This is a genomic window from Mesorhizobium sp. M8A.F.Ca.ET.218.01.1.1, from assembly GCF_004791165.1.
GTDB lineage: Bacteria > Pseudomonadota > Alphaproteobacteria > Rhizobiales > Rhizobiaceae > Mesorhizobium.
On sequence record NZ_SRUZ01000001.1, the window covers coordinates 944,660 to 965,184 of the forward strand.

24 protein-coding genes are annotated in these 20,525 nt (G+C 64.1%); 14 read left to right on the forward strand and 10 right to left on the reverse strand.

What is annotated here, in order from left to right; genetic code table 11:
* Positions 1–113 precede the first annotated feature (113 nt).
* Positions 114–959: an LOG family protein gene (locus EN861_RS04490; RefSeq protein WP_135862990.1), complete on the reverse strand. Its 846-nt coding sequence runs from the start codon at positions 957–959 to the stop codon at positions 114–116.
* 143 nt (positions 960–1,102) lie between these two features.
* Here EN861_RS04490 and dapD point away from each other — a divergent pair, with 143 nt between their 5' ends.
* From dapD to EN861_RS04510, 4 genes are all read left to right on the forward strand, one after another.
* Positions 1,103–1,957 carry a 2,3,4,5-tetrahydropyridine-2,6-dicarboxylate N-succinyltransferase gene (gene dapD, locus EN861_RS04495; protein ID WP_127276047.1) on the forward strand — a complete coding sequence of 285 codons (855 nt, stop codon included), beginning with the start codon at positions 1,103–1,105 and terminating at the stop codon, positions 1,955–1,957.
* 73 nt (positions 1,958–2,030) lie between these two features.
* Complete coding sequence (locus EN861_RS04500) at positions 2,031–2,393, forward strand: DUF805 domain-containing protein (protein ID WP_127873295.1); 363 nt, start codon at positions 2,031–2,033, stop codon at positions 2,391–2,393.
* Positions 2,386–2,769, forward strand: coding sequence for a DUF805 domain-containing protein (locus tag EN861_RS04505; protein WP_245458575.1), 384 nt, complete (start codon positions 2,386–2,388; stop codon positions 2,767–2,769). Before EN861_RS04500 ends, EN861_RS04505 begins: the two co-directional genes overlap by 8 nt.
* A gap of 75 nt (positions 2,770–2,844) precedes the next feature.
* The gene (locus tag EN861_RS04510) at positions 2,845–3,621 is read left to right on the forward strand and encodes a hypothetical protein (RefSeq protein WP_127873293.1); all 777 of its coding nucleotides are present in this window, start codon (positions 2,845–2,847) and stop codon (positions 3,619–3,621) included.
* Here EN861_RS04510 and EN861_RS04515 read toward each other — a convergent pair.
* The gene (locus EN861_RS04515) at positions 3,521–4,564 is read right to left on the reverse strand and encodes a 2-dehydropantoate 2-reductase (protein ID WP_135862580.1); all 1,044 of its coding nucleotides are present in this window, start codon (positions 4,562–4,564) and stop codon (positions 3,521–3,523) included. The genes EN861_RS04510 and EN861_RS04515 overlap by 101 nt on opposite strands.
* Before the next feature lie 124 nt (positions 4,565–4,688).
* Between EN861_RS04515 and dapE the strand changes: the two genes are divergently transcribed.
* Together dapE and EN861_RS04525 are read left to right on the forward strand one after the other, a co-directional pair.
* Entirely contained in the window at positions 4,689–5,882 is a 1,194-nt protein-coding gene (dapE, locus tag EN861_RS04520) for a succinyl-diaminopimelate desuccinylase (RefSeq protein ID WP_127873291.1), read from the forward strand.
* A 5-nt stretch (positions 5,883–5,887) separates the two neighbouring features.
* Positions 5,888–6,520 carry a transporter gene (locus EN861_RS04525; RefSeq protein ID WP_127280839.1) on the forward strand — a complete coding sequence of 211 codons (633 nt, stop codon included), beginning with the start codon at positions 5,888–5,890 and terminating at the stop codon, positions 6,518–6,520.
* 31 nt (positions 6,521–6,551) lie between these two features.
* On the opposite strand, the gene truA is transcribed toward EN861_RS04525, so the two are convergent.
* Genes truA through def form a run of 4 tightly spaced genes read right to left on the reverse strand, consistent with a single transcriptional unit; the run spans position 6,552 to position 9,317 of the window.
* Positions 6,552–7,301 (reverse strand): tRNA pseudouridine(38-40) synthase TruA, encoded by a 750-nt coding sequence (gene truA / locus EN861_RS04530; protein WP_127280838.1) that lies wholly within the window; start codon positions 7,299–7,301, stop codon positions 6,552–6,554.
* Positions 7,302–7,324: 23 nt separating this feature from the next.
* Positions 7,325–7,831: an N-acetyltransferase gene (locus tag EN861_RS04535; RefSeq protein ID WP_127280837.1), complete on the reverse strand. Its 507-nt coding sequence runs from the start codon at positions 7,829–7,831 to the stop codon at positions 7,325–7,327.
* Positions 7,828–8,781 (reverse strand): methionyl-tRNA formyltransferase, encoded by a 954-nt coding sequence (fmt, locus tag EN861_RS04540; protein WP_135862582.1) that lies wholly within the window; start codon positions 8,779–8,781, stop codon positions 7,828–7,830. The genes EN861_RS04535 and fmt overlap by 4 nt, the downstream gene beginning before the upstream one ends.
* Positions 8,782–8,786: 5 nt before the next feature.
* Entirely contained in the window at positions 8,787–9,317 is a 531-nt protein-coding gene (gene def, locus EN861_RS04545; protein WP_135862584.1) for a peptide deformylase, read from the reverse strand.
* Positions 9,318–9,420: 103 nt separating this feature from the next.
* On the opposite strand from def, the gene EN861_RS04550 reads away from it, so the two are divergent.
* Positions 9,421–10,674: a DNA recombination protein RmuC gene (locus EN861_RS04550; protein WP_135862586.1), complete on the forward strand. Its 1,254-nt coding sequence runs from the start codon at positions 9,421–9,423 to the stop codon at positions 10,672–10,674.
* 245 nt (positions 10,675–10,919) lie between these two features.
* Here the strand turns inward: EN861_RS04550 and EN861_RS04555 are convergent, their stop codons facing one another.
* Both EN861_RS04555 and EN861_RS04560 read right to left on the reverse strand, forming a co-directional pair.
* Positions 10,920–11,324 (reverse strand): GFA family protein, encoded by a 405-nt coding sequence (locus EN861_RS04555; protein WP_135862588.1) that lies wholly within the window; start codon positions 11,322–11,324, stop codon positions 10,920–10,922.
* A gap of 114 nt (positions 11,325–11,438) precedes the next feature.
* Entirely contained in the window at positions 11,439–12,398 is a 960-nt protein-coding gene (locus EN861_RS04560; RefSeq protein WP_135862590.1) for a cation diffusion facilitator family transporter, read from the reverse strand.
* A 250-nt stretch (positions 12,399–12,648) separates the two neighbouring features.
* On the opposite strand from EN861_RS04560, the gene EN861_RS36610 reads away from it, so the two are divergent.
* Both EN861_RS36610 and sugE read left to right on the forward strand, forming a co-directional pair.
* Entirely contained in the window at positions 12,649–12,774 is a 126-nt protein-coding gene (locus tag EN861_RS36610) for a hypothetical protein (RefSeq protein WP_127278273.1), read from the forward strand.
* A 200-nt stretch (positions 12,775–12,974) separates the two neighbouring features.
* Positions 12,975–13,289: a quaternary ammonium compound efflux SMR transporter SugE gene (sugE, locus tag EN861_RS04570; protein WP_127278272.1), complete on the forward strand. Its 315-nt coding sequence runs from the start codon at positions 12,975–12,977 to the stop codon at positions 13,287–13,289.
* Positions 13,290–13,452: 163 nt separating this feature from the next.
* On the opposite strand, the gene EN861_RS04575 is transcribed toward sugE, so the two are convergent.
* Positions 13,453–13,881: a DUF6481 family protein gene (locus tag EN861_RS04575; protein ID WP_127873285.1), complete on the reverse strand. Its 429-nt coding sequence runs from the start codon at positions 13,879–13,881 to the stop codon at positions 13,453–13,455.
* 221 nt (positions 13,882–14,102) lie between these two features.
* On the opposite strand from EN861_RS04575, the gene EN861_RS04580 reads away from it, so the two are divergent.
* The 5 genes from EN861_RS04580 (at position 14,103) to EN861_RS04600 (ending at position 19,335) form a co-directional block, all read left to right on the forward strand.
* Positions 14,103–15,194: an LLM class flavin-dependent oxidoreductase gene (locus tag EN861_RS04580; protein ID WP_127278270.1), complete on the forward strand. Its 1,092-nt coding sequence runs from the start codon at positions 14,103–14,105 to the stop codon at positions 15,192–15,194.
* A 184-nt stretch (positions 15,195–15,378) separates the two neighbouring features.
* Entirely contained in the window at positions 15,379–16,554 is a 1,176-nt protein-coding gene (locus tag EN861_RS04585; protein ID WP_135862592.1) for an AI-2E family transporter, read from the forward strand.
* A gap of 70 nt (positions 16,555–16,624) precedes the next feature.
* Positions 16,625–17,458, forward strand: coding sequence for an arylamine N-acetyltransferase (locus EN861_RS04590; RefSeq protein WP_127278268.1), 834 nt, complete (start codon positions 16,625–16,627; stop codon positions 17,456–17,458).
* Positions 17,455–18,456 (forward strand): LLM class flavin-dependent oxidoreductase, encoded by a 1,002-nt coding sequence (locus EN861_RS04595; protein ID WP_127278267.1) that lies wholly within the window; start codon positions 17,455–17,457, stop codon positions 18,454–18,456. The genes EN861_RS04590 and EN861_RS04595 overlap by 4 nt, the downstream gene beginning before the upstream one ends.
* 84 nt (positions 18,457–18,540) lie before the next feature.
* Positions 18,541–19,335 (forward strand): inositol monophosphatase family protein, encoded by a 795-nt coding sequence (locus tag EN861_RS04600; protein ID WP_135862594.1) that lies wholly within the window; start codon positions 18,541–18,543, stop codon positions 19,333–19,335.
* Between the two features lie 67 nt (positions 19,336–19,402).
* On the opposite strand, the gene EN861_RS04605 is transcribed toward EN861_RS04600, so the two are convergent.
* On the reverse strand, positions 19,403–20,419 hold the full coding sequence (locus EN861_RS04605) for a LacI family DNA-binding transcriptional regulator (RefSeq protein ID WP_135862596.1): 1,017 nt from the start codon (positions 20,417–20,419) through the stop codon (positions 19,403–19,405).
* Between the last annotated feature and the right edge of the window lie 106 nt (positions 20,420–20,525).

Genomic DNA, 20,525 nt, shown 5'->3' on the forward strand with positions numbered 1-20,525 from the left:
ATTGAGGAATTGAGGAATTGAGGAATTGAGGAGGGACGCAAGACCATGCCCCTTATTTCGTCAATTCTTCATTTCCCCAGTTCCTCATTTCGTTTCCCAAATTCCCCCAACTCCTATTCCCCCAGCTTGTAGAAGCGGCTGATGATGCCCCAGGCTTCGTCGGCTGTGTCGACGAAATCGATGATGTCCTGATCGCCCGGGCTGATGGTGCCTTGCTCGGCGAGGAAGTCGAGGTCGATCGCCCGCTTCCAGAAGGACTTGCCGAACAGGATCACCGGCACGCGCTCCATGCGCCCGGTCTGAATCAGCGTCAGCGTCTCGAAGAACTCGTCCATCGTGCCGAAGCCGCCGGGAAACACCGCCACGGCCTTGGCGCGCATGACGAAGTGCATCTTGCGGATGGCAAAATAGTGGAAATTGAAACAGAGCTCCGGCGTCACATAGGGGTTCGGTGCCTGCTCGTGCGGCAGCACGATGTTGAGCCCGATCGACGGCGCGCCGACATCGTCGGCGCCGCGGTTTCCCGCTTCCATCACGCCGGGTCCGCCGCCGGTCACCACGACATATTCGCGATAGTATGACGTGGCTGACTGCCGCGAGCAGAGGCGGGCGAATTTGCGCGCCTCCTCGTAATATTTGCTGTTTTCCTCGAGGTTCTTCTTCTGCGTCTCGTTCTTGGCCGCCCAGGCTTCGCCACCGGGCTCCGGCAGGCGCGCGCCGCCGAACAGGATCACCGTCGAACGGATGCCGCGCTCGGCCAGGATCATTTCCGGCTTCAGCAGTTCCAGTTGCAGCCTGACCGCGCGCAGTTCGCGCCGGGTCATGAAGTCGGGATCGTTCCAGGCCAGGCGGTAGGTTTCGGCCCGCGTCTGCGGCGTGTCCGGCACGCTTTTCGACCGCTCCAGATCCTCATCCGAATGCGGCAGCGGCGTCCATCCCGCCTTTTCCATGGGAGTCATCGAATCCACCCGTCCATTCCTTTACTTGCGTCGTCCCGTGACGCAGTCGCGATTGACCCCCATTGAGCCTTAACATAGGGTCCGCGCGACTTTTAAACAGGTTAAGGCGCAGCCCCTTAACAGCTTGGTAATGGAGCAAATTCATGTCGAAGCCCGATCTGGCGAGCCTCGAAAAGACCATCGACAAGGCCTTCGAGGAACGCGACGCCATTTCGACCGCGACCCGCGGCGAGGTGCGCGACGCCATCCAGTCGGCGCTCGACCTGCTCGACCGCGGCACCGCCCGCGTCGCCGAGCGGCAGACCGACGGCAAATGGCACGTCAACCAGTGGCTGAAGAAGGCCGTGCTGCTCTCCTTCCGGCTCAATCCGATGGAGATCATCAAGGGTGGCCCCGGCGAGGCCGTGTGGTGGGACAAGGTGGCGTCCAAGTTCGACGGCTGGAGCGCCGTCGATTTCGAAAAGGCGGGCTTCCGCGCCGTGCCGTCGTCGATCGTGCGCCGTTCGGCCTATGTGGCGCCAGGCGCCGTCTTGATGCCGTCCTTCGTCAATGTCGGCGCCTATGTCGATAGCGGCACAATGGTCGATACCTGGGCTTCTGTCGGCTCCTGCGCCCAGATCGGCAAGAATGTCCACCTTTCGGGCGGCGTCGGCATCGGCGGCGTGCTGGAGCCGATGCAGGCCGGTCCCACCATCATTGAGGACAATTGCTTCATCGGGGCGCGTTCCGAAGTGGTCGAGGGCTGCATCGTGCGCGAGGGCTCGGTGCTCGGCATGGGCGTCTTCATCGGCCAGTCGACCAAGATCGTCGACCGCGCCACCGGCGAGGTCTTCTATGGCGAGGTGCCGCCGAATTCCGTCGTCGTCGCTGGATCGATGCCGGGCAAGCCGTTTCCAAACAACGAACCGGGCCCAGGTCTCTATTGCGCCGTCATCGTCAAGCGGGTCGACGCCAAGACCCGGTCCAAGACCTCGATCAACGAATTGCTGCGCGATTGATCTTTGCCCCGGTCAGGCGCACCTTCCGCCGGCGCGACGATCGGTCGCGCTGGTTCAACATGGAGGGGGTGACATGGACTGGAAGTATCTGCTCACAAGCTTTGATGGCCGCATCAACCGAGCCAAGTTCTGGGCCGGCATCGGCGTATTCATCGTGATCGGCATTATCGCTTTCATTCTCGATGCGATCCTCGGCACGCGTTTCACCACCGCCAGCGGTGCCCAGATCGGCATCATCGGCATCCTCTTCGCGCTGGCATCGATCTATTTCGCGATTGCCCTCTATGCCAAACGCTGGCACGACCGCAACAAGTCGGGCTGGTGGACGCTGATCGGCCTCGTACCCATCATCGGCGGCATCTGGCTGCTGGTCGAACTCGGCATCCTCGAAGGCACCAAGGGTGCCAACCAATATGGATCGGACCCGCTTGCCTGAAAGATCGGATCTCAACTGGCTTTTCTTCAAGACATCGGGCCGCGTCAGCCGCGCGGCCTATTTTCTCGGCGGATTGCTCGTCGCCATCATCCAGGCGTTCCCGCTGTACCGCTTCACGCTGGTGCCGGAGGGCTCGGCCGAGAGCAATATGTGGTCGTTCATCTTCTTCATCGCCTTCATCGCCTCGCTGTGGTCGAACATCGCGCTGGCGGTGAAGCGTCTGCACGACCTCGACAAGCCGGGCATTGCCGCGCTGATCCTGTTCGTGCCGGTCGTCTCGATCGTCGCCTTCCTTGTGTTGTGCCTGTTTCCAGGGCAGCCTGGGCCCAACCGCTATGGCCGGCGCACCAACGAGCCGGCTGAATCGAAGAGATAGAGAGGCATGACGTCGTCCGAAAGCCGCTCCGCACTTTTCGGCATCATGTTCTAGGGGCCGATCGGATATCTCGCCATGCGCTACCGCACGCTTGATCCGAAACTGATCATCGAAACCGCCGAGCGGCTTGAAGGCCGCGTCGCCGACCGTTTCCCGGACGCCGGGCTGCGCGGCGTCGCCGCCGAACTGGTGTCGCTGTCGCGCGATCTGGCCAAGGCCGCCAAGGCACTGGAAGCGCCGATCTGGTGGCTGCGCGGCATCATCGTCGCCGCCGTGATCGCGGGCGCGCTGATCTTCCTGTTCGTCGGCACCATCTTGCCGCTCATTCACATCTCCCAGGCCGACGACGCGGTGCAGTCGGTGCAAGGCATCGAAGCCACGATCAACATGATCATCCTCGCCGTACTCGGTTTCCTTGCCCTGATCCGCACAGAGGAGCGCATCAAGCGCAAGCAGGTGTTTCGCCAGTTGCACGGCCTGCGTTCGCTGATCCACGTCATCGACATGCACCAGTTGACCAAGGATCCGGCGGCCCTGTCGGCCAGTTTCAAGCCGACCTCGCATTCGCCGGCCCGCATCACCAATGCCGCCGATCTCGCGCGCTATCTCGACTATTGCTCCGAAATGCTGTCGATCACCGGCAAGATCGCGGCGCTGTTCGCCCAGTCCGTCAACGACGCCGTCGTCATCGACGGCGTCAACGACATCGAGAACCTGGCGTCCAACCTGTCGCGCAAGATCTGGCAGAAGATCACGTTGATCGACGGCCGGCCGGCGGCGCCAGAACCTTCTCCGGCACCAGGCCCGGCGAGCCAAGCCGCTCGGCTTCCGCCGCGCGCACCAAGGCGCTGACCCGCTGGACCGTCGGCGCCTGCGTGCCGGCTTTTTCGGCGAGCCGCAAGACAGCACCCTGCAGGTCGTCGATCTCGGTCGGCCGGCCGCGCCGCAGATCATCCCACATCGACGAACGCGCCTCGGGGTCGATCGCCAGCATGCGCCGCGCCAAGAGCTTGAACAGCCAGTCGGGCAGCCTGAGCACCTTCGGCAGCAGCGCAGGGCGCAGGCCGGCGATGCGCGCCGGCTCGATGCCCGAGGCCTTCATCGCCCGGAGAGCCTCATCGATCTGGCCGGCGAGGATCAGCCGCCAGCGCCTGTCGGCGAGTTCGGTCGCTAGCGGCAGGCCCGACAGCGCCACCAGCGCATTGTTCAGGTTCATCAGAAGCTTGCCCCACAGCACGGCCTTCATGTCGCCATGCGCTTCGACGGCGAGGCCTTCGACGTCGAGAAGGCCGGCAAGGCCGGCGTCCCCATCTTCAACCATTACCTTGCCGTCGCTGGCACGGTGGACGCGCAGCGGCAGTTCGCCGTCCGGCGATTGCACGACATTGAACGGCACCATGCCGGCCAGCACCGTTTGCCGGCCAAGCGCCGCGTGCAGCCTGTCGGCATTGTCGACGCCGTTCTGCAGGCTCACAACCATGGCATCGGGACGGGCATGGACCTTGATTAGGGCCGCCATATCCTGCGTCGCGCCGCTCTTGACTGTAACCAGGATCACATCGGCCACCGGCAAGGCGACAGCGGGATCCACGGTGACGGCGAGTGCTTCCGGCTTGATCAGTCGATCGCGGCCCTTGAGGTCGCTGACGCGCAATCCGCCCTGCCGCAGCGCTGCCTCGATGCGCGGTCGGGCGAGCAGGACAAGCTGCCGCCCGGCGAGTGCCAGGCAGCCGCCGGCATAACAGCCAATGCTGCCGGCGCCGGCAATGACGATCCTCTTTTCCCCGTTTTCCATCTCTTGCTCCGCATCAGTCGACTATACGACATGAAAACCATAATGTCGGCGGTATCGTCGGCCATGGGGCTGGCCCCTACGTCTGGCCGTGACAGGCCTTTCGCTTTCGACTATCGCTTTTGCCATGACGCTGCCGACTGATCCCGCCGCAAACCTCGCCTCTCTCATCCGCTGTGCCTCGGTGACACCAGCCGAAGGCGGCGCGCTGAGCGCGCTGGAGGCGATGCTGGAACCGCTCGGCTTCCTGGTCGACCGGCCAGTGTTCTCGGAGGAGGGCACGCCGGATATCGAGAACCTCTATGCACGGCGCTCCGGCAACGGCCCGCACCTGATGTTCGCGGGCCATACCGACGTGGTGCCTGTCGGCGACGAAGCCGCCTGGACGCACCCGCCTTTCGCCGCCGAGATCGCCAATGGCGAGATGTATGGCCGCGGCGCTGTCGACATGAAGGGCGGCATTGCCTGCTTCATCGCCGCGGTGGCGCGCCATGTCGAGGCAAATGGCGGACCGAAGGGCTCGGTGTCGCTGCTGATCACCGGCGACGAGGAAGGGCCTGCCATCAACGGCACGGTCAAGCTGCTCGAATGGGCCGCATCCAAAGGCGAGAAATGGGACGCCTCGATCGTCGGCGAGCCGACCAATCCGGACACGCTTGGCGATATGATCAAGATCGGCCGGCGCGGCTCGATGTCGGGCAGCATCACCGTCAATGGCCGCCAGGGCCATGCCGCCTATCCGCAGCTTGCCGACAATCCGGTGCGCGGCCTGATGAGCCTGGTGGATGCCTTGCTGCACCCGGTCTTCGACAAGGGCACGAAGGATTTCCAGCCGACCAATCTGGAGGTGACCTCCATCGATGTCGGCAACCCGGCCACCAACGTCATTCCGGCCAAGGCGACCGCCACCTTCAACATCCGCTTCAACGACAGCTGGACGGCCGAGACGGTCCAGGCCGAAATCCACAACCGCCTCGATCAGGCGGCGGGGCGCAAGAAGTATCGGCCAGGCAAGAAGACGCCGGTGGACTATGACCTCGTCTGGCGCGACCGGCCGAGCCATGTCTTCCTGACCCGCGACGACAGGCTGGTCGAGACGCTGAGCGGCTCCGTCGGTGCGGTGGTCGGCAAAAAGCCGGCGCTGTCCACCTCCGGCGGCACATCGGATGCGCGCTTCATCAAGGATTATTGCCCGGTGGTCGAATTCGGCCTGGTCGGCAAGACCATGCACATGGTCGACGAGCGCGTCGCCATTGCCGATCTGGAAACGCTGACGCGAATCTACCAGCGCTTCATCGACGACTGGTTCGGACAGGGCTGACCGGCATGCTTTCGGCGGACGAAACCCAAGCTTCGCTGACCGGCGCCTGGCGGCTGATGCTCGGCAAGGCCGATGGGCTGCGCCTGCTCGACCTGTCGGCCGACGGCTTCTGGAATTCGTTCTTCGCCATCATCATCGCGGCTCCGGCGCTGATCGTCGGCTGGGTCGGCATCGCCAACCAGATCGGCGATCCCGATGCCTTCGCCGGCCGCTTCTCCATGCTGGTGCGGCTGGCGACGGTCGATATCGGCTCCTGGGTGCTGCCGCTGGTAGCGCTCGCCTTGGTGGCGCCGCGCGCCGGCATTGGCGGGCGCTTCGTCCACTATGTCGTCGCCAGCAACTGGGCCTCGGCCATCACCGCCTGGCTGATGCTGCCCTCGGCGCTGATCAGGCTTTTCCTGTCATCGACAAGCCAGGTCTCGAGCCTTGTGTCGCTGCTCCTATTTTCCCTGTCGATGGTGCTGACCTGGCGCATGACCAATGCCACGATCGGCAAGGGCGCGGCCGTCGGCACCGCCGTTTTCGTCGGCATGTTCATCGCTTCGCTGCTGGTGCTGTTCGGGTTGCAGATGCTGCTTGGCATCGCCGTGCCGGACGATATCGGGGCTCAGAGCCTCTCGGGACTCTATCCGGGGTAGAGCCCAGTTCTAGCCAGGGCAGAGTTGGTGTCTATCCGGGGTAATCGACGCCTATCAGGAAAAGCCCATCGGGCGGCGCCACCTGGCCGCAGGCGGCGCGGTCTCGCGCCTCGAGCGCGGCCTTGAGGTCGCCTGATGTCCAGCCGCCGTCGCCGACCCGCTTCAGCGAGCCGACCATGGAGCGCACCTGGTTGTGCAGGAAGGACCGCGCCGAGGCTCTCACCTCGATCACGTCACCCGTTCGGCTGACATCGAGCCGCTCCAATGTCCTGATCGGGCTGTTGGCCTGGCACTGGGTGGAGCGGAAAGTGGTGAAGTCGTGCCGGCCGAGCAGGAGCTTCGCCGCCTCGTGCATGGCGGCGGCATCGAGCCGCTTCGGCACCCACCACACCTTGCCCTGTTCCAGTGCCGAAGGCGCGCGCCGATTGAGGACACGGTAGAGATAGTGCCGGCCGGTGGCCGAGAAACGCGCATCGAAGTCGTCGGAAACGACTGCAGCTTTCAGGATGGCAATGCGCGCGCCCGCCGCCTGCAGGTGCGCATTGATGGCATCGCGCACCTTGTCGTCGGGCCACGCCTTGGCAAGGTCGACATGCGCCACCTGCGCGGTGGCGTGCACGCCGGCATCGGTGCGGCCGGCGGCGCGCAGCCGGACCGCCTCGCCGCAGAATTTCTCGATCGCCTGTTCGATCGCCTGCTGCACCGAAGGCTGATCGGCCTGGTGCTGCCAGCCGGCAAACAGGCTGCCGTCATATTCGATGTCGAGGCGAAAACGCGGCATGCCGGTCGGCTGTACGCTCTCGCCTAGGCGGCGAGAGCGGTGAAGGCGGAGGCGTAGACCAGTCTGCCGGCTTCGGGTGCGTCGCCCCAGGCCAGCGCCTGCAGCGCCTCGCCTTGGTATTCGCTGTCGAACTTTTCAGCCCGGGCGTGGCTATAGCCGAAACGGCCGTAATAGGCCGGATCTCCAAGCACAACGGCTAGCGTCTCGCCAGCATCCTTGAGCCGGATATGGGCCTCGCGGATCAGCGCGCCACCGATGCCGGAGCCGTGAAAAGACGGCTCCACCGCCAGCGGGGCAAGCGCCACGGCGGCAAAACTCTTGCCGCCGTTCTGCACGAACAGGCGCGAAAACAGGATGTGGCCAACGGCCTGCCCGTCTTCTTCCGCCACCAGTTCGACGACGGCATCACCGCCGGTCACCAGCGCGTCGACCAGTCCGGCCTCCGCCTGCTGGCCGAAAGCGTGTTCCTCGACGAGGCGGATGGCCTCGCGGTCCCGCGGCGTCGCCGCGCGTATCGACATCATGCTCATGAGAATTTCAGTCCTTTTTCGATCTTGGCTCCGCGCAGGAATTCCGACGCGGCGGCGGGCTTTCCGCCCGCACGTTGAACTTCGACCAGCCTGATCGCGCCTTTTCCACAGGCGACCGTCAGCCGGTCATCGAGAATTCCTCCCGACTCGCCCAAATCTTCCGAAGGCGACAGGCCTTCGGACAGAGTCGAGCGAAGCAGTTTCAGCCGCTCCATGCGGCCGCCAATTTCAATTTCGGACCAGGCGCCGGGAAAGGGCGACAGGCCACGAATGTGGTTGTGGACGTCGGCCGCAGGCCGCGTCCAGTCCACGCGCGTCTCGGATTTATCGATTTTCCTGGCGTAAGTCACCCCTTCGGCCGCTTGCGCGGTAAATGTCAGAGTATTCCGTTCCAGCCGTTCCAGCGCTTCCACCATCAGGGCAGCGCCAACGCTCATCAATCGATCATGCAGATCGCCGGCTGTCATATCGGGGTCGATGGCGCATTTTTCAAGCAATGCCACCGGTCCGGTGTCGAGGCCCTCCTCCATGCGCATCACCATCATGCCGCTTTCCAGGTCTCCTGCCATGATGGCCCGCTGGATGGGGGCGGCGCCGCGCCAGCGCGGCAAAAGCGATGCATGGCCGTTGATGCAGCCGAGCCGGGGCGCCTCCAGAACCGCCCTGGGCAGAAGCAAACCATAGGCGACGACCACGGCGATATCGGCGCCGAGCGCAGCAAAGGCAGCCTGTTCGGCCTCGCCTTTCAACGATGCCGGCGTGCGCACCTCGATGCCCAGCCGCTCGGCCTCGCGCTGCACCGGCGACGGCGTCAGCTCCAGCCCGCGCCGGCCCGCGGCGCGCGGCGGCTGCGTGTAGACGGCGGCGACATCATGTCCCACTTCGGCAATGGCGCGCAGCGTCGGCACCGAAAACTCCGGCGTACCCATGAAGACGACACGAAGGGGCATTTCCCCTATCCCACCAGTTTGCCTGGCGCCTTGTCCTTGGCGAGCTTCCTGAACTTCTTCACCACCATGTCGCGCTTCAGCTTCGAGATGTGGTCGATGAACAGCACGCCGTTGAGGTGGTCGATCTCGTGCTGCAGGCAGGTCGCCATCAGGCCCTCGGCCTCCATCTCCTGCAGCGTGCCGTCGCGGTCGAGATATTTGACCCGCACGGAAGCCGGGCGCTCGACCTCGGCATAGTAATCCGGGATCGACAGGCAGCCTTCCTCGTAGACCGACCGCGCGTCGGCACTTTCGAGAGTCTCCGGGTTGATGAAGACGTGCGGCGCCGGCGTTTCGTCTTCCTTGGCAAGGTCGATCACCAGCATGCGCAGCGGTTCGCCGATCTGGATTGCCGCCAGCCCGATGCCGGGCGCGTCATACATGGTCGCCAGCATGTCGTCGGCCAGTTTGCGCAAGGGCGCGTCGACGCGCTCCACCGGCTTGGAAACCTGGCGCAGGATGGGGTCGGGAAGGATGATGAGCGGCTTGATCGGCATGGCGTTTCACCTAAGACCTCCAAGGAAAGGCGTCAACCGGTGCGCCTGAGCCTCGTTCACGTTTTGATCTGTGCCAGCCCGCCGAATCGGCTATGCTGTCCACATGAATGATCTCAGCACCATCTTTTCGGAGCCTGTCGTACGGCTCGGCGCCTCGACAATCACGCTGGGTCACGCGCTGGCCTTCGGCGCCTTGCTGTTTCTCGGCTTGTTCGTGGCGCTCGTCGTTGCGCTGTGGCGGTCGGCCAAGGCGCGCGCGGTCGCCGCCGCGGAGGCCGCCGACCATGCCCGCGACGCCGAGACACGCATGGCAGGTATTTTGCAGTCGCAGGCTGAAATGCAGGGCCGCATGGGGGCCATCGCCGAAGTGTTCGGCGCCCGGCAGGCCGAATTGACGCAATCGATCGGCCAGCGCCTCGACGCCATGACCGGCCGCATTGGCCAGACCATGACCGAGCAGACCAAATCCACGCATGAGAGCCTGGCGAAACTGCAGGAGCGGCTGGCGGTCATCGACACCGCGCAAGGCAACATCCAGTCGCTCGCCGGCCAGGTCGTGCAGTTGCAGGCGATCCTCTCCAACAAACAGACCCGCGGCGCCTTCGGCCAGTCGCGCATGGAGGCGATCGTCGCCGACGGCCTGCCACATGGGGCCTATGAATTCCAGGCGACGCTGTCGAACGGCAGCCGGCCGGACTGCCTGGTGAAAATGCCGAACGGCGCGCCGTCGCTTGCCATCGACGCCAAATTTCCGCTGGAAGCCTGGAATGCCATCCGCGCCGCCGACGGCACCGACCTGCAGAAGGTCGCTGCCCAGGCCTTTCGCCGCGACATCGAGGTCCATGTCCGCGACATTTCGGAAAAATACCTGCTCCAGGGCGAGACGCAGGACACGGCCTTCATGTTCGTGCCGTCGGAATCGGTGTTCGCCGAAATCCATGAGAATTTCGAAGCGGTCGTGCAGAAGGCGCACCGCGCCCGCGTCATCATCGTCTCGCCTTCGCTGCTGATGCTGTCGATCCAGGTCATCCAGGCGATCCTCAGGGATGCCCGCATGCGCGAGCAGGCGCATCTGATCCAGGGCGAAGTCATCAGGCTGATGGAAGATGTCCAGCGCGTCGACGAGCGGGTGCGCAAATTGCAGGGCCATTTCGGCCAGTCGGCCAAGGACATCGAAGACATCCTCGTCTCGACCTCGAAGGTGACCAAGCGCGGCCAGAAGATCGAGGCGCTGGAGTTCGGAGAAGGCGAGGCCGACGTCCCACACGGCGGCGCCGGCAAGGTGGAAGCCGCACCGCGCGTGGCTGATTCCAAGACGGGACAGCTGAGGCTGAGGGTCGTCGAAGATGGAGAGTAGTCGCTCGACGCCAGGGATTAGCGAAGCGTCTATCCCATCGTCATTCTAGGGCGGAGCAAGGAGCGGAGCGACGCGCGCAGACCCTAGAATCCATGCCGCGACCGCGGCGCGCCGCAACAGTGCAGAATTCCGTTCCACGGCATCCTTCGGCAAGGTCACGGCATGGATCCTCGGGTCAAGCCCGAGGATGACGAAGCGATAGGAGGCTTCGCTAATCGCAGAGGTCTTGTGGGAGCCTACTAACCCTACTGCTCTTCCACCGTCGTCATGCCCTCGAATTCCGGAAGCCAGTGCAGCGCCGACCGGTGCCATTTCTGGTGTCTCGGGACCAGGTCCTGACGCTGCCGCGAGGTCCCGACCCTGATCCCATAGACCTTCGGACCGTCGCCGACCGATGTCGCATAAAGGTGCGAGCCGCAGTCGGCACAAAAAGCCTGGGCGCGCTTGGCGCCGCTCGCCACGGTCTTGATATAGATTTTCGGCGCGCCCCTGGTGATCCGGTAGTGATCCTGCGGCGCGGGAACGGTGACGCGAAAGGCCGTACCGGTCAGCTGTTGGCAATCGGTACAGTGGCAGATCGAGGTCTTTTCCGGGTCGACCTCCGCCTCGTAGGTGATGGCACCACAATGACAGCTGCCGTCGATCTTCATCGTCATTCCTCCAAAATCGCTCGGCTGATCTTAGCGACGCGGGGATGCGAGGCAACGGCGCGGCGCTGGTCCAGAGGCCAGGGCATGATCACGAAGAGGGTTTCGGGGTCATGCTCAACTTTCTCCTGACGCGGATTCGATCACCTTGCGCCGCTTTTCCCAGGTGCCTGACGTCTGCGGCTTGACGAACAGCCGCGCGATCTCAGGCATTTCCTTCCTCAGCCGCGCCTCGATGCGCTCGACACAGGCCTCGATCTCCGGCGCCGCCAGATGGTCCTCGAATTCGACGCTCAGGGCGGCAACGATCTCTTCCGGTCCCATATGCACCGTCAGCACACCGTTCGCCCGCTGCACCGCCGGATCCTGCTGGACGATCGCCAGTACCTTCCTCTGCACCTCGGGTGAGGCCGGCTCGCCGATGAGCAGGCCCTTGCTTTCACGCGCCAGGAAGATTGCGGTCGCGCCGAGGATGAGCGCGATGCCGATCGAGGCGGCGCCGTCGAGTTCGGGCATCTCGAAAATCTCCGCCGCCAGGATGCCGGCAAAGGCGACGGTCAGGCCGAGCAGCGCGGCACTGTCTTCGAACAGCACCGTATAGACGCTTGGGTCCTTGCTCGATTGCACGGCCTGCAGCCAGCCTTGCCTTCCCTTCTGCTTGCGGAATTCCTTCAGTGCCACCAGCCAGGAGCTGCCTTCGAACAGGAAGGACAGGCCCAGAACGATATAGTTCACCTTGACGTTGGAGACCGGCTCCGGCGCCAAGATGTGGACGACGCCCTCGTAGAACGACACGCCGGCGCCCAGCGCGAAGACCAACAGGGCGACGATGAAGCTCCAGAAATAGAGCTCCCGGCCATGCCCGAGCGGATGCGTACTGTCCGCAGGGCGCGCGGCGCGGTGCATGCCGTAAAGCAGCAGGCCGCCATTGCCGGTGTCGACCAGCGAGTGCACGCCTTCCGACAGCATGGCCGAACTGCCGGTGAAAAAGGCGGCGGCGAACTTGGTCAGCGCTATGGCGAGATTGCCGGCAAGCGCCGCATAGATGACCGTTCTGGAGCCGCCGTGCCCTGCCATCTTCCTCGCCGCCTCCGATACTCGCGAGCTTGTGCCGGGGAGCTTAGCCACCCGCGCGCTGAAGCTCCATATCCATCCTGAACGCATAACCCGTCGATCCGTTCAGGCCTCGGCGTTGCCCGCCCTAGGCCATTGGGGGCCGGAAAGCGGTTGATACGGGCACTGGCAGTGGTGGCGGGACGGAAACAGCCCCTTGCCTAGAGACGCTTGTCTTGTTTCACTCCGTTTCCCGCAACTGGAGGAACGAATCATGGCTAAAGGTGCGATGAAGGCAGGCAAGGAAGCCCGCAAACCGAAGAAAGACGCCAAGAAGCCTGTAGCCGCTCCGGCCCTGAAGGCGCCGCCGGTCAAGGCAATGAGGCTCAAGGAAAAGTAAGTCCCGGCAACCCGGCGCGGCGGGATTTCACCGGCGGCATTCGACAATGCCGCCGGCACGTGTTGATCGGGCATTCGGACAGCCCTATATCGACGGCGCGGGGACGACCTCGCACTTTCCGAAAATTCGGCCGGGACGACCCGCCATTGTCGAGTGAGCAGCCAAGGCCGGAAGCCTGGATGCTCCGATGGAGCGTTGCGATGTCCTGGACTTTTCTGTTTTTCGCCGGCCTGTTCGAAATCGGCTGGGCAATCGGCCTCAAATACACCGACGGGTTCACCAGGCTGGTTCCAACCGTGCTCACGGTCGCGTCGATGATCGTCAGCCTCACCTTGCTCGGCCTGGCGCTGAAGGCGCTGCCTGTCGGCACCGCCTATGCGGTATGGACCGGTATCGGCACCGTCGGCACGGCGCTGCTCGGCATCTGGCTGCTGGGCGAGCCCGCCACGGCGATCAGGCTCGGCTGCATCGCGTTGATCGTCTGCGGCATCATGGGGCTGAAATTCGCGGCCTGAACGGCCTTGTCCGCCGGCGGGCGACATCGACCGAGCCGATATCCCCGGATGTCCAAGCCGACATCCCGGATGCAGGGGCTTCCGGTCGGCGACATGGACAAGCGAAAAAAGGGCCGCGCCTTGGCGCGTCCCTTGTTGGTCATCCGTCGAGGCGAGTGCGCTCTTAGCGACCCGTAAAGCCGGGAGGAGTCCTGCCGGTGCGCTGCTTGCGTGCTGCGTAGCGCGCGTCGCGCTTTGCCTTGCGCTCGGCTTCATCGGCAAGCAAGCGAGCAATACGCTCGTTCTCTTCAGCCTCCCGAAGCTTTGCTTCCGCCTCCGCTGCCTCTTCGGCGGCAATGCGCGCCGCTTCAGCTGCTGCCTCACGCTCGGCCTTCTCGATCGCCTCGCGCGCCAGCTTTTCCTGCTTCAGCTTGGCCTTTTCGGCCTCGCGGATCTCACGTGCCGCAAGAATTGCCTTGCGTTCGGCCTGTCGTGCCAGCACCGCGGGATCGTCTGCTGCCGGCTTTGACTTGAAGCGCTCCAGAAGCGCCTTCTTTGCCTCGGTCGCGGCATTGCGCCGCTCGAAAATGTCTTTTTCCCTGTAGATAGCCAAGTCCACTTCCTTGAAGTCTATTCGCGAGGCTTACATACGCGTGAAAACCGGGAGTTCAAGCGCCAAAACGGTATGGCAGCCATGAAATTCCGGGATGTTGCACCGGGGAGACGCATTTCCGGCCGAAATCGACATGCACTGTTCACCAGCCACCCTCTGGCGGCGCGACGGACGCGTCGCTACCTCTAGGGCGACAATCAACACACTGGGATGACATTCAAATGGAACTCGGCCTCTACACTTTTGCCGATGTGAGCCCTGTGCCGGGTCCCGGCGCCATCGGCCCGCATGAGCGGCTGCGCAACCTGATCGAGGAGGTCGAACTGGCCGACCAGGTTGGCCTCGACGTCTTTGGCCTCGGCGAACACCATCGGCCCGACTATGCCGCCTCGGCGCCGGTCGTGGCTTTGGCCGCGGCGGCGGAGCGTTCGAAGCGCATCAGACTGACCAGCGCTGTCACCGTGCTCTCTTCCGACGATCCGGTACGCGTCTTCCAGCAATTCGCCACGCTCGACCTTCTGTCAGGCGGCCGCGCCGAGATCATGGCCGGGCGCGGATCGTTCATCGAATCCTTCCCGCTGTTCGGCTACAACCTCGAAGACTATGACGAGCTGTTCGCCGAAAAGCTCGACCTTTTGCTTGCCATCCGCGATCAGGTGAAGGTGACCTGGTCGGGCAGTCTGCGCGCGCCGATCAACGATCGCGGCGTCTATCCCAGACCCTTCCAGGACAGGCTGCCGGTCTGGATCGCGATTGGCGGAACGCCGCAATCGGCAGCCCGCGCGGGCGCGCTCGGCCTGCCGCTGGCGCTTGCCATCATCGGCGGCGAACCGGCGCGCTTCGCGCCGCTGTTCGACCTCTACCGTGATGCAGCCAAGCGCGCCGGCAGCGATCCGGCAGGCTTGGCCACCAGCATCAACGTGCATGGCTTCATCGCCGACACGACCGAGCAGGCGGCGGACGATTTCTACGGCCCGCAAGCCGAGGTGATGAACCGCATCGGCCGTGAGCGCGGCTGGGGTCCGACATCGCGGGCGCATTTCGACCAGTCGCGTGGTCCCGATGGTGCGCTGTTCGTCGGCAATCCGGAGCAGGTGGCGGAAAAGATCGTCGCCCAGCACAGGATTTTCGGCAACGACCGCTTCCTGCTGCAAATGGCGATCGGCACCATGCCGCACGCCAAGATCATGAAGGCGATCGAGCTTTATGGCACCAAGGTGGCGCCGATCGTGCGCAAGGAAACGGCGAAATCCGTGCCGGCCGTGGCGGCGCCTGCGGGCTTGGATTTCTCCGGCGCCGACTCGATTGTCTGAAGGGTAAATCTTTGCATCGCATGAAATATGGCGCACTCGCAGCCGAGTCTCCGGTTGCGCAATTGGCGGCACGATCCCTCGACGGCGGCCCGTGCGGCAGTGCCGGCTAACGGAACCTTGAAGCCGTGCCGGCGTTTTCGTCTGCGGATTGCATCAGTTGTGGTGCGCCGCCGAGGGGGCCACTATGAAAGCCGAACCCGCCGCTTTGGGCGCAGGCGTTGCCGAGGCCGAGGCCGAGGAGTCACGTTTGGTAACGCGCGCCGACACACGCCTGATGCGCTCGCTGCTCATCGGCATCTTCCTGTTCATGAGCATCTATGCGCTCTATTTCGCGCGCGCCTTCTTCATGCCGGTCATCCTGGCCTTTCTGCTGACGCTGACACTGACGCCGATCGTGCGGCTGCTGCGCAAGCGCGGCATTCCCGAAGTGGTCTCGGCGACGCTTCTGGTGCTTGTGTCCCTCTTCGTCTTCGCGAGCGCCGGCTATGTGCTCAGCGGCCCCGTCATCGATCTCATCAACAACACGTCGTCCATCGGCCAGCAACTGACCGAACGGCTGGCGCAGTTGCGGCGGCCGGTCGAGAGGATCATGGAGATCGCGCACCAGATCGAAGGGCTGACCGAAACATCGCAGGAACCGGGTGTGCAGAAGGTCGCGGTGGCGCAGTCCGGCTTCCTGTCGTCGGCGGCGAGCAACATCCTGTCGGCCGGAACAAGCCTGACCATCATCTTCGTTTTGTCGCTGTTCCTGCTCGCCTCGGGCACGATGTTCTACGAGAAGATCATTCAGTCCTTCGCCAGCCTCACCGAAAAGAAGCGGGCGCTGCGCGTCGTCTACGACGTCGAGCGGGAAATCTCGCACTATCTGCTCACCGTCACAATCATCAACACCGGCCTCGGCACGGTCATCGGCCTCGGCCTGTGGGCGCTTGGCATGCCCAATCCGCTGGTCTGGGGCGCCGCGGCCGCTCTGCTCAATTTCCTGCCTTATGTCGGGGCCATGATCACGCTCGTCCTGGTCACGGTCATCGCGCTGATCAGCTTCGACACGATCGCCTACGCGTTGTTGGCGCCTGCCTTCCTGGTGTTGTGCGACATCGTCGAAGGCCAGTTCGTGACGCCGATGGTGGTCGGGCGGCGGCTCGAGATCAACGCCGTGGCGATCTTCATCGCCATCGCATTCTGGTCATGGCTGTGGGGCTTCGTCGGCGCGCTGATGGCTGTGCCGCTGCTGGTCGTCGTCAAGGTGTTCTGCGACCATTTCGAGAGCCTTAGCCATGTCGGCAATTTTCTCGCCGCCCAACATACGGCGGTCGTGGAGGAGGACGCCGACGAACAGGACGGCACGGCCGCCGCATAACAGGCGCACCGTTTGCGGCGGCGGGATCGAATGCCTATATCCGCCCGATCAGTGCCCGGTGCCCTTCCCGATGAACGACGCTCCCTTCGACCTCGACGCCTATTTCGCCCGGATCGGCCATGCCGGTTCCAGTGATGCTTCGCTCGACACGCTGAAGACGCTTCATTTCCTGCATCCGCAGGCGATCCCCTTCGAGAACATGGATCCGTTTCTGGGGCGCCCGGTCCGATTGGACGCCGCATCGCTGCAGGACAAGATGGTCCTCGACGGGCGTGGCGGCTATTGCTTCGAGCACAATCTCATTTTCATGCACGCGCTGAAGGCGCTTGGCTTCGAGGTCGGCGGCCTCGCCGCGCGTGTGCTCTGGGGTCAGAGCGAGGACGCGATCACGGCGCGTAGCCACATGCTTTTGCGCGCCGAGCTCGATGGCCGGACCTATATAGCCGATGTCGGCTTCGGCGGCCTGACGCTGACCGCCCCGCTGCTGCTCGAGCCGGGCCTCGAACAGACGACCCCGCACGAAACGTTCCGCATCGTTGAAACCGGCGATCACTTTCGCCTGCAGGCCGCCATCGGCGGCGGCTGGCGCTCGCTGTATCGCTTCGATCTGCAGCCGCACTATGAGGTCGATTATTCCGTCACCAATTATTTCCTGTCGACCAACCCGGCATCGCATTTCCTGACCTCGGTTCTGGCGGCGCGCGCCGCGCCCGACCGGCGCTACGCGCTGCGCGGCAATCGCCTGTCGATCCATCACATTGATGGCCACACCGAACAGAAGCAGATCGCCACAGCCACTGAACTCGCCGACACGCTGGAAGGCCAGCTCGGCATCACCATTCCCGACCGCACGGCCTTCGAGGCTCGGGTGCGTGAGAAGAAGATCGTGGAGACCAGTACATGACCGAACTTTCCGTCCTCGACCTGTCGCCGATCGTCGAAGGCAGCGATGCCTCGCAATCGCTCGCCAATTCGCTCGACCTCGCCCGCCACGCCGAGCGGCTCGGCTACAAGCGCTACTGGCTGGCCGAGCACCACAACATGCCAGGCATTGCCAGTGCGGCCACATCGGTTGTCATCGCCCATGTTGCCGGCGGCACCAAAACCATTCGCGTCGGCGCCGGCGGCATCATGCTGCCCAACCATGCCCCGCTGGTGATCGCCGAGCAGTTCGGCACGCTGGCGGCCTTGTTTCCAGGCCGCATCGACCTTGGCCTCGGCCGCGCTCCCGGCACCGACATGAACACGGCGCGGGCGCTACGCCGCAATCTCGAGGCCGGCGTCGACAATTTCCCGCAGGATGTCGTCGAGCTGATGGGTTATTTCCTGCCGGCCGAGGAAGGCCAGCGCCTGCGCGCCGTGCCTGGCGAAGGGCAGACGGTGCCGATCTGGATTCTCGGGTCGAGCCTCTACGGCGCGCAGCTCGCCGCCATGCTCGGCCTGCCCTATGCCTTCGCCTCGCATTTCGCCCCGGCGGAACTCGATCACGCGCTGGACATCTACCGCTCGCGCTTCCAGCCGTCCGAGCAGCTCGACAAGCCACATGTCATGCTCGGCCTCAATGTCTTTGCAGCGCCCACCGACGCCGAGGCACGTCTGCTGTTCACCTCGCTGCAGCAGGCCTTCGTCAATCTGCGCACCGGCAGGTCCGGAAGATTGCCGCCGCCGGTCGAGAGCTATGACCGGGATCTCGACCCGATGGCCAAGACCATGCTCGGCCAGGCGCTGTCCTGCGCCGTCGTCGGCTCGCCGGAAACGGTCCGCCAAGGCATCGATGCGTTCGTACGCCGCACCGGCGCCGACGAGCTGATGGTCACCGCGCAGATATTCGATCACGCCGCCCGCGTGCGTTCCTTCGAAATCCTGGCCGAGGCGCACAAATCGCTGTCGCAAGCGGCCTGACGTCTTGTACTTCGCCGGGTGCTTTTGCCGGTCACAATGCTCTGCTAAGTGCAAGGCATCCATCGGCAGCAAGTGAGCTTTCCCGTGACACATGATCTCGAAGCACGCATGCGGTTCGCCATCGATCTGGCGCGGCGCGCCGGCGAACTCGGCCTGAGGTATTTCCGCGATCTCGACAGCCTGACCATCGAGAGCAAGGGCCATCAGGACCTGGTCTCGCAAGCCGACCGCGAGGTCGAGCTGTTCATCCGCGCGGCGATCGCCGCCGACTATCCCCGGGACGGCATCGTCGGCGAGGAGCATGCCTCGGTCGCCGGCTCTACCGGCCATGTCTGGGTGATCGACCCCATCGACGGCACCGCCAATTTCGTGCGCGGCATTCCGGCTTGGTGCGTGGTGATCGCTTGCGCCCGGGATGGGGAGACGATCGTCGGCGTCATCCACGAGCCATCGACCGGCGAGACCTTCCACGGAAGGCTGGGCGGCGGCGCCTTCGTCAACGGCAGGCCGATGAGGACGAGCGCGGCGACCAGCCTTGAAGAAGGTTCGGTGGGCACCGGCTTCTCAAACCGGGCCGAGGCCGAAAACATCGCCGTGCTGATCAAGAAGATCCTCGCCGAAGGCGGCGTCTTCTTCCGCAACGCGTCAGGCGCCCTGATGCTCGCCTATGTCGCCTCGGGCCGGCTGCTCGGCTATGTCGAAGAACACATGAACGCCTGGGACTGCGTGGCCGGCATGCTGTTGATCGAGGAGGCTGGCGGCACCGTTCTGAAGGCGGACCCGAAGACGGTGCTCCAGAGCGGCACGCAGGTCATCACGGGCGGCAAGGGCGTGTTTTCGAAGCTGCAGGCGCTGTGTTCCGGTGTCTTTACGTCCTGATCAGGCTCCAAATCTCGGGAAGCAGGATGGCGTCCGAAAACCGCTTCACATTTTTCGGCATCATGCTTTAGGCACTGACGCTCTGAACCGCCCCCAGCGGCCGGCATGAGTTGCGGATCATCAGGCGGCCCTTGAGCACGAGCTTGCGCGGCGGCGTGTCCCGGTTGCCGGCGAGGCGGTCGAGCAGCAGATTGGCCGCTTGCTCGCCGATGGCCTGCACCGGCTGCGCCACCGTGGTCAGCTGCGGCTGGAACACGTCGGACCAGGGAAAATCGTCGAAGCAAGCGACCGAAATGTCCTCCGGACAGGACAAGCCGATGTCGCGGATCGCCTTCATGGTTCCGATCACCATCGGGTTGTTGGCCGAGAAGATCGCGCTTGGCCGGTCATGCAGCGACAAAAGCTGCATGGTTGCGTTGTAGCCGTCGATCTCGTGGAAATTGCCGGAGCGAACCAGTTCCTCGGCCACCGGCAAGCCGGCGGCCTGGAGCGCCTCGCAATATCCGGTCATGCGGTCATGCATGGGTGAAATATCCGAGGTGCCGGTGATGTACCCGATGCGGCGGTGGCCGAGGTCGATCAGATAGCTGATGACGTCGAACACCGCGCGCTGGTTGTCGAGAACCACGGCGTCGGTGTCGACCCCCTCGCACAGGCGATCCATCAGCACCACCGGCACGTTGGCATCGGCGACGATCCGCTCGAGGATCGCGCCGTCACCGACGCGCGCCACGATCAAGCCGTCGACCATGCGGTCGAGCAGCAGCCTGATCTGGTCGTCCTGGGTGTTCAAATCCTCGTCGGTACAGCACAGCATGACAGCATAGCCGGCGCGGTCGAAGGCCTGCTGGATGACCGAGACGACGGCGGTGAAGAACGGGTTGGTGATGTGGGGAACGGTCAAGCCGATGGTGCGCGTCGTACCCATCTTCAGGCTGCGGGCTATGGCGTTGCGCTTGTAGCCGATATCGCGGATCGCCTGCTCGATTCGAGCGCTGAGCTCCGGACTCACGGTTGCGGTGCCGTTGATCAGCGCCGACACGGTGGCGACCGAGACACGCGCCGCTTCGGCCACGTGCAACATGGTGGGCGCGGTGGATTTGCGTTGTTTTTTTGGCCCTGACGCTGTCATTTTCGAAACGTTTCGTCACCCCTTGCCAGCAATACCTACGGAATCCCGCCATTTTAGG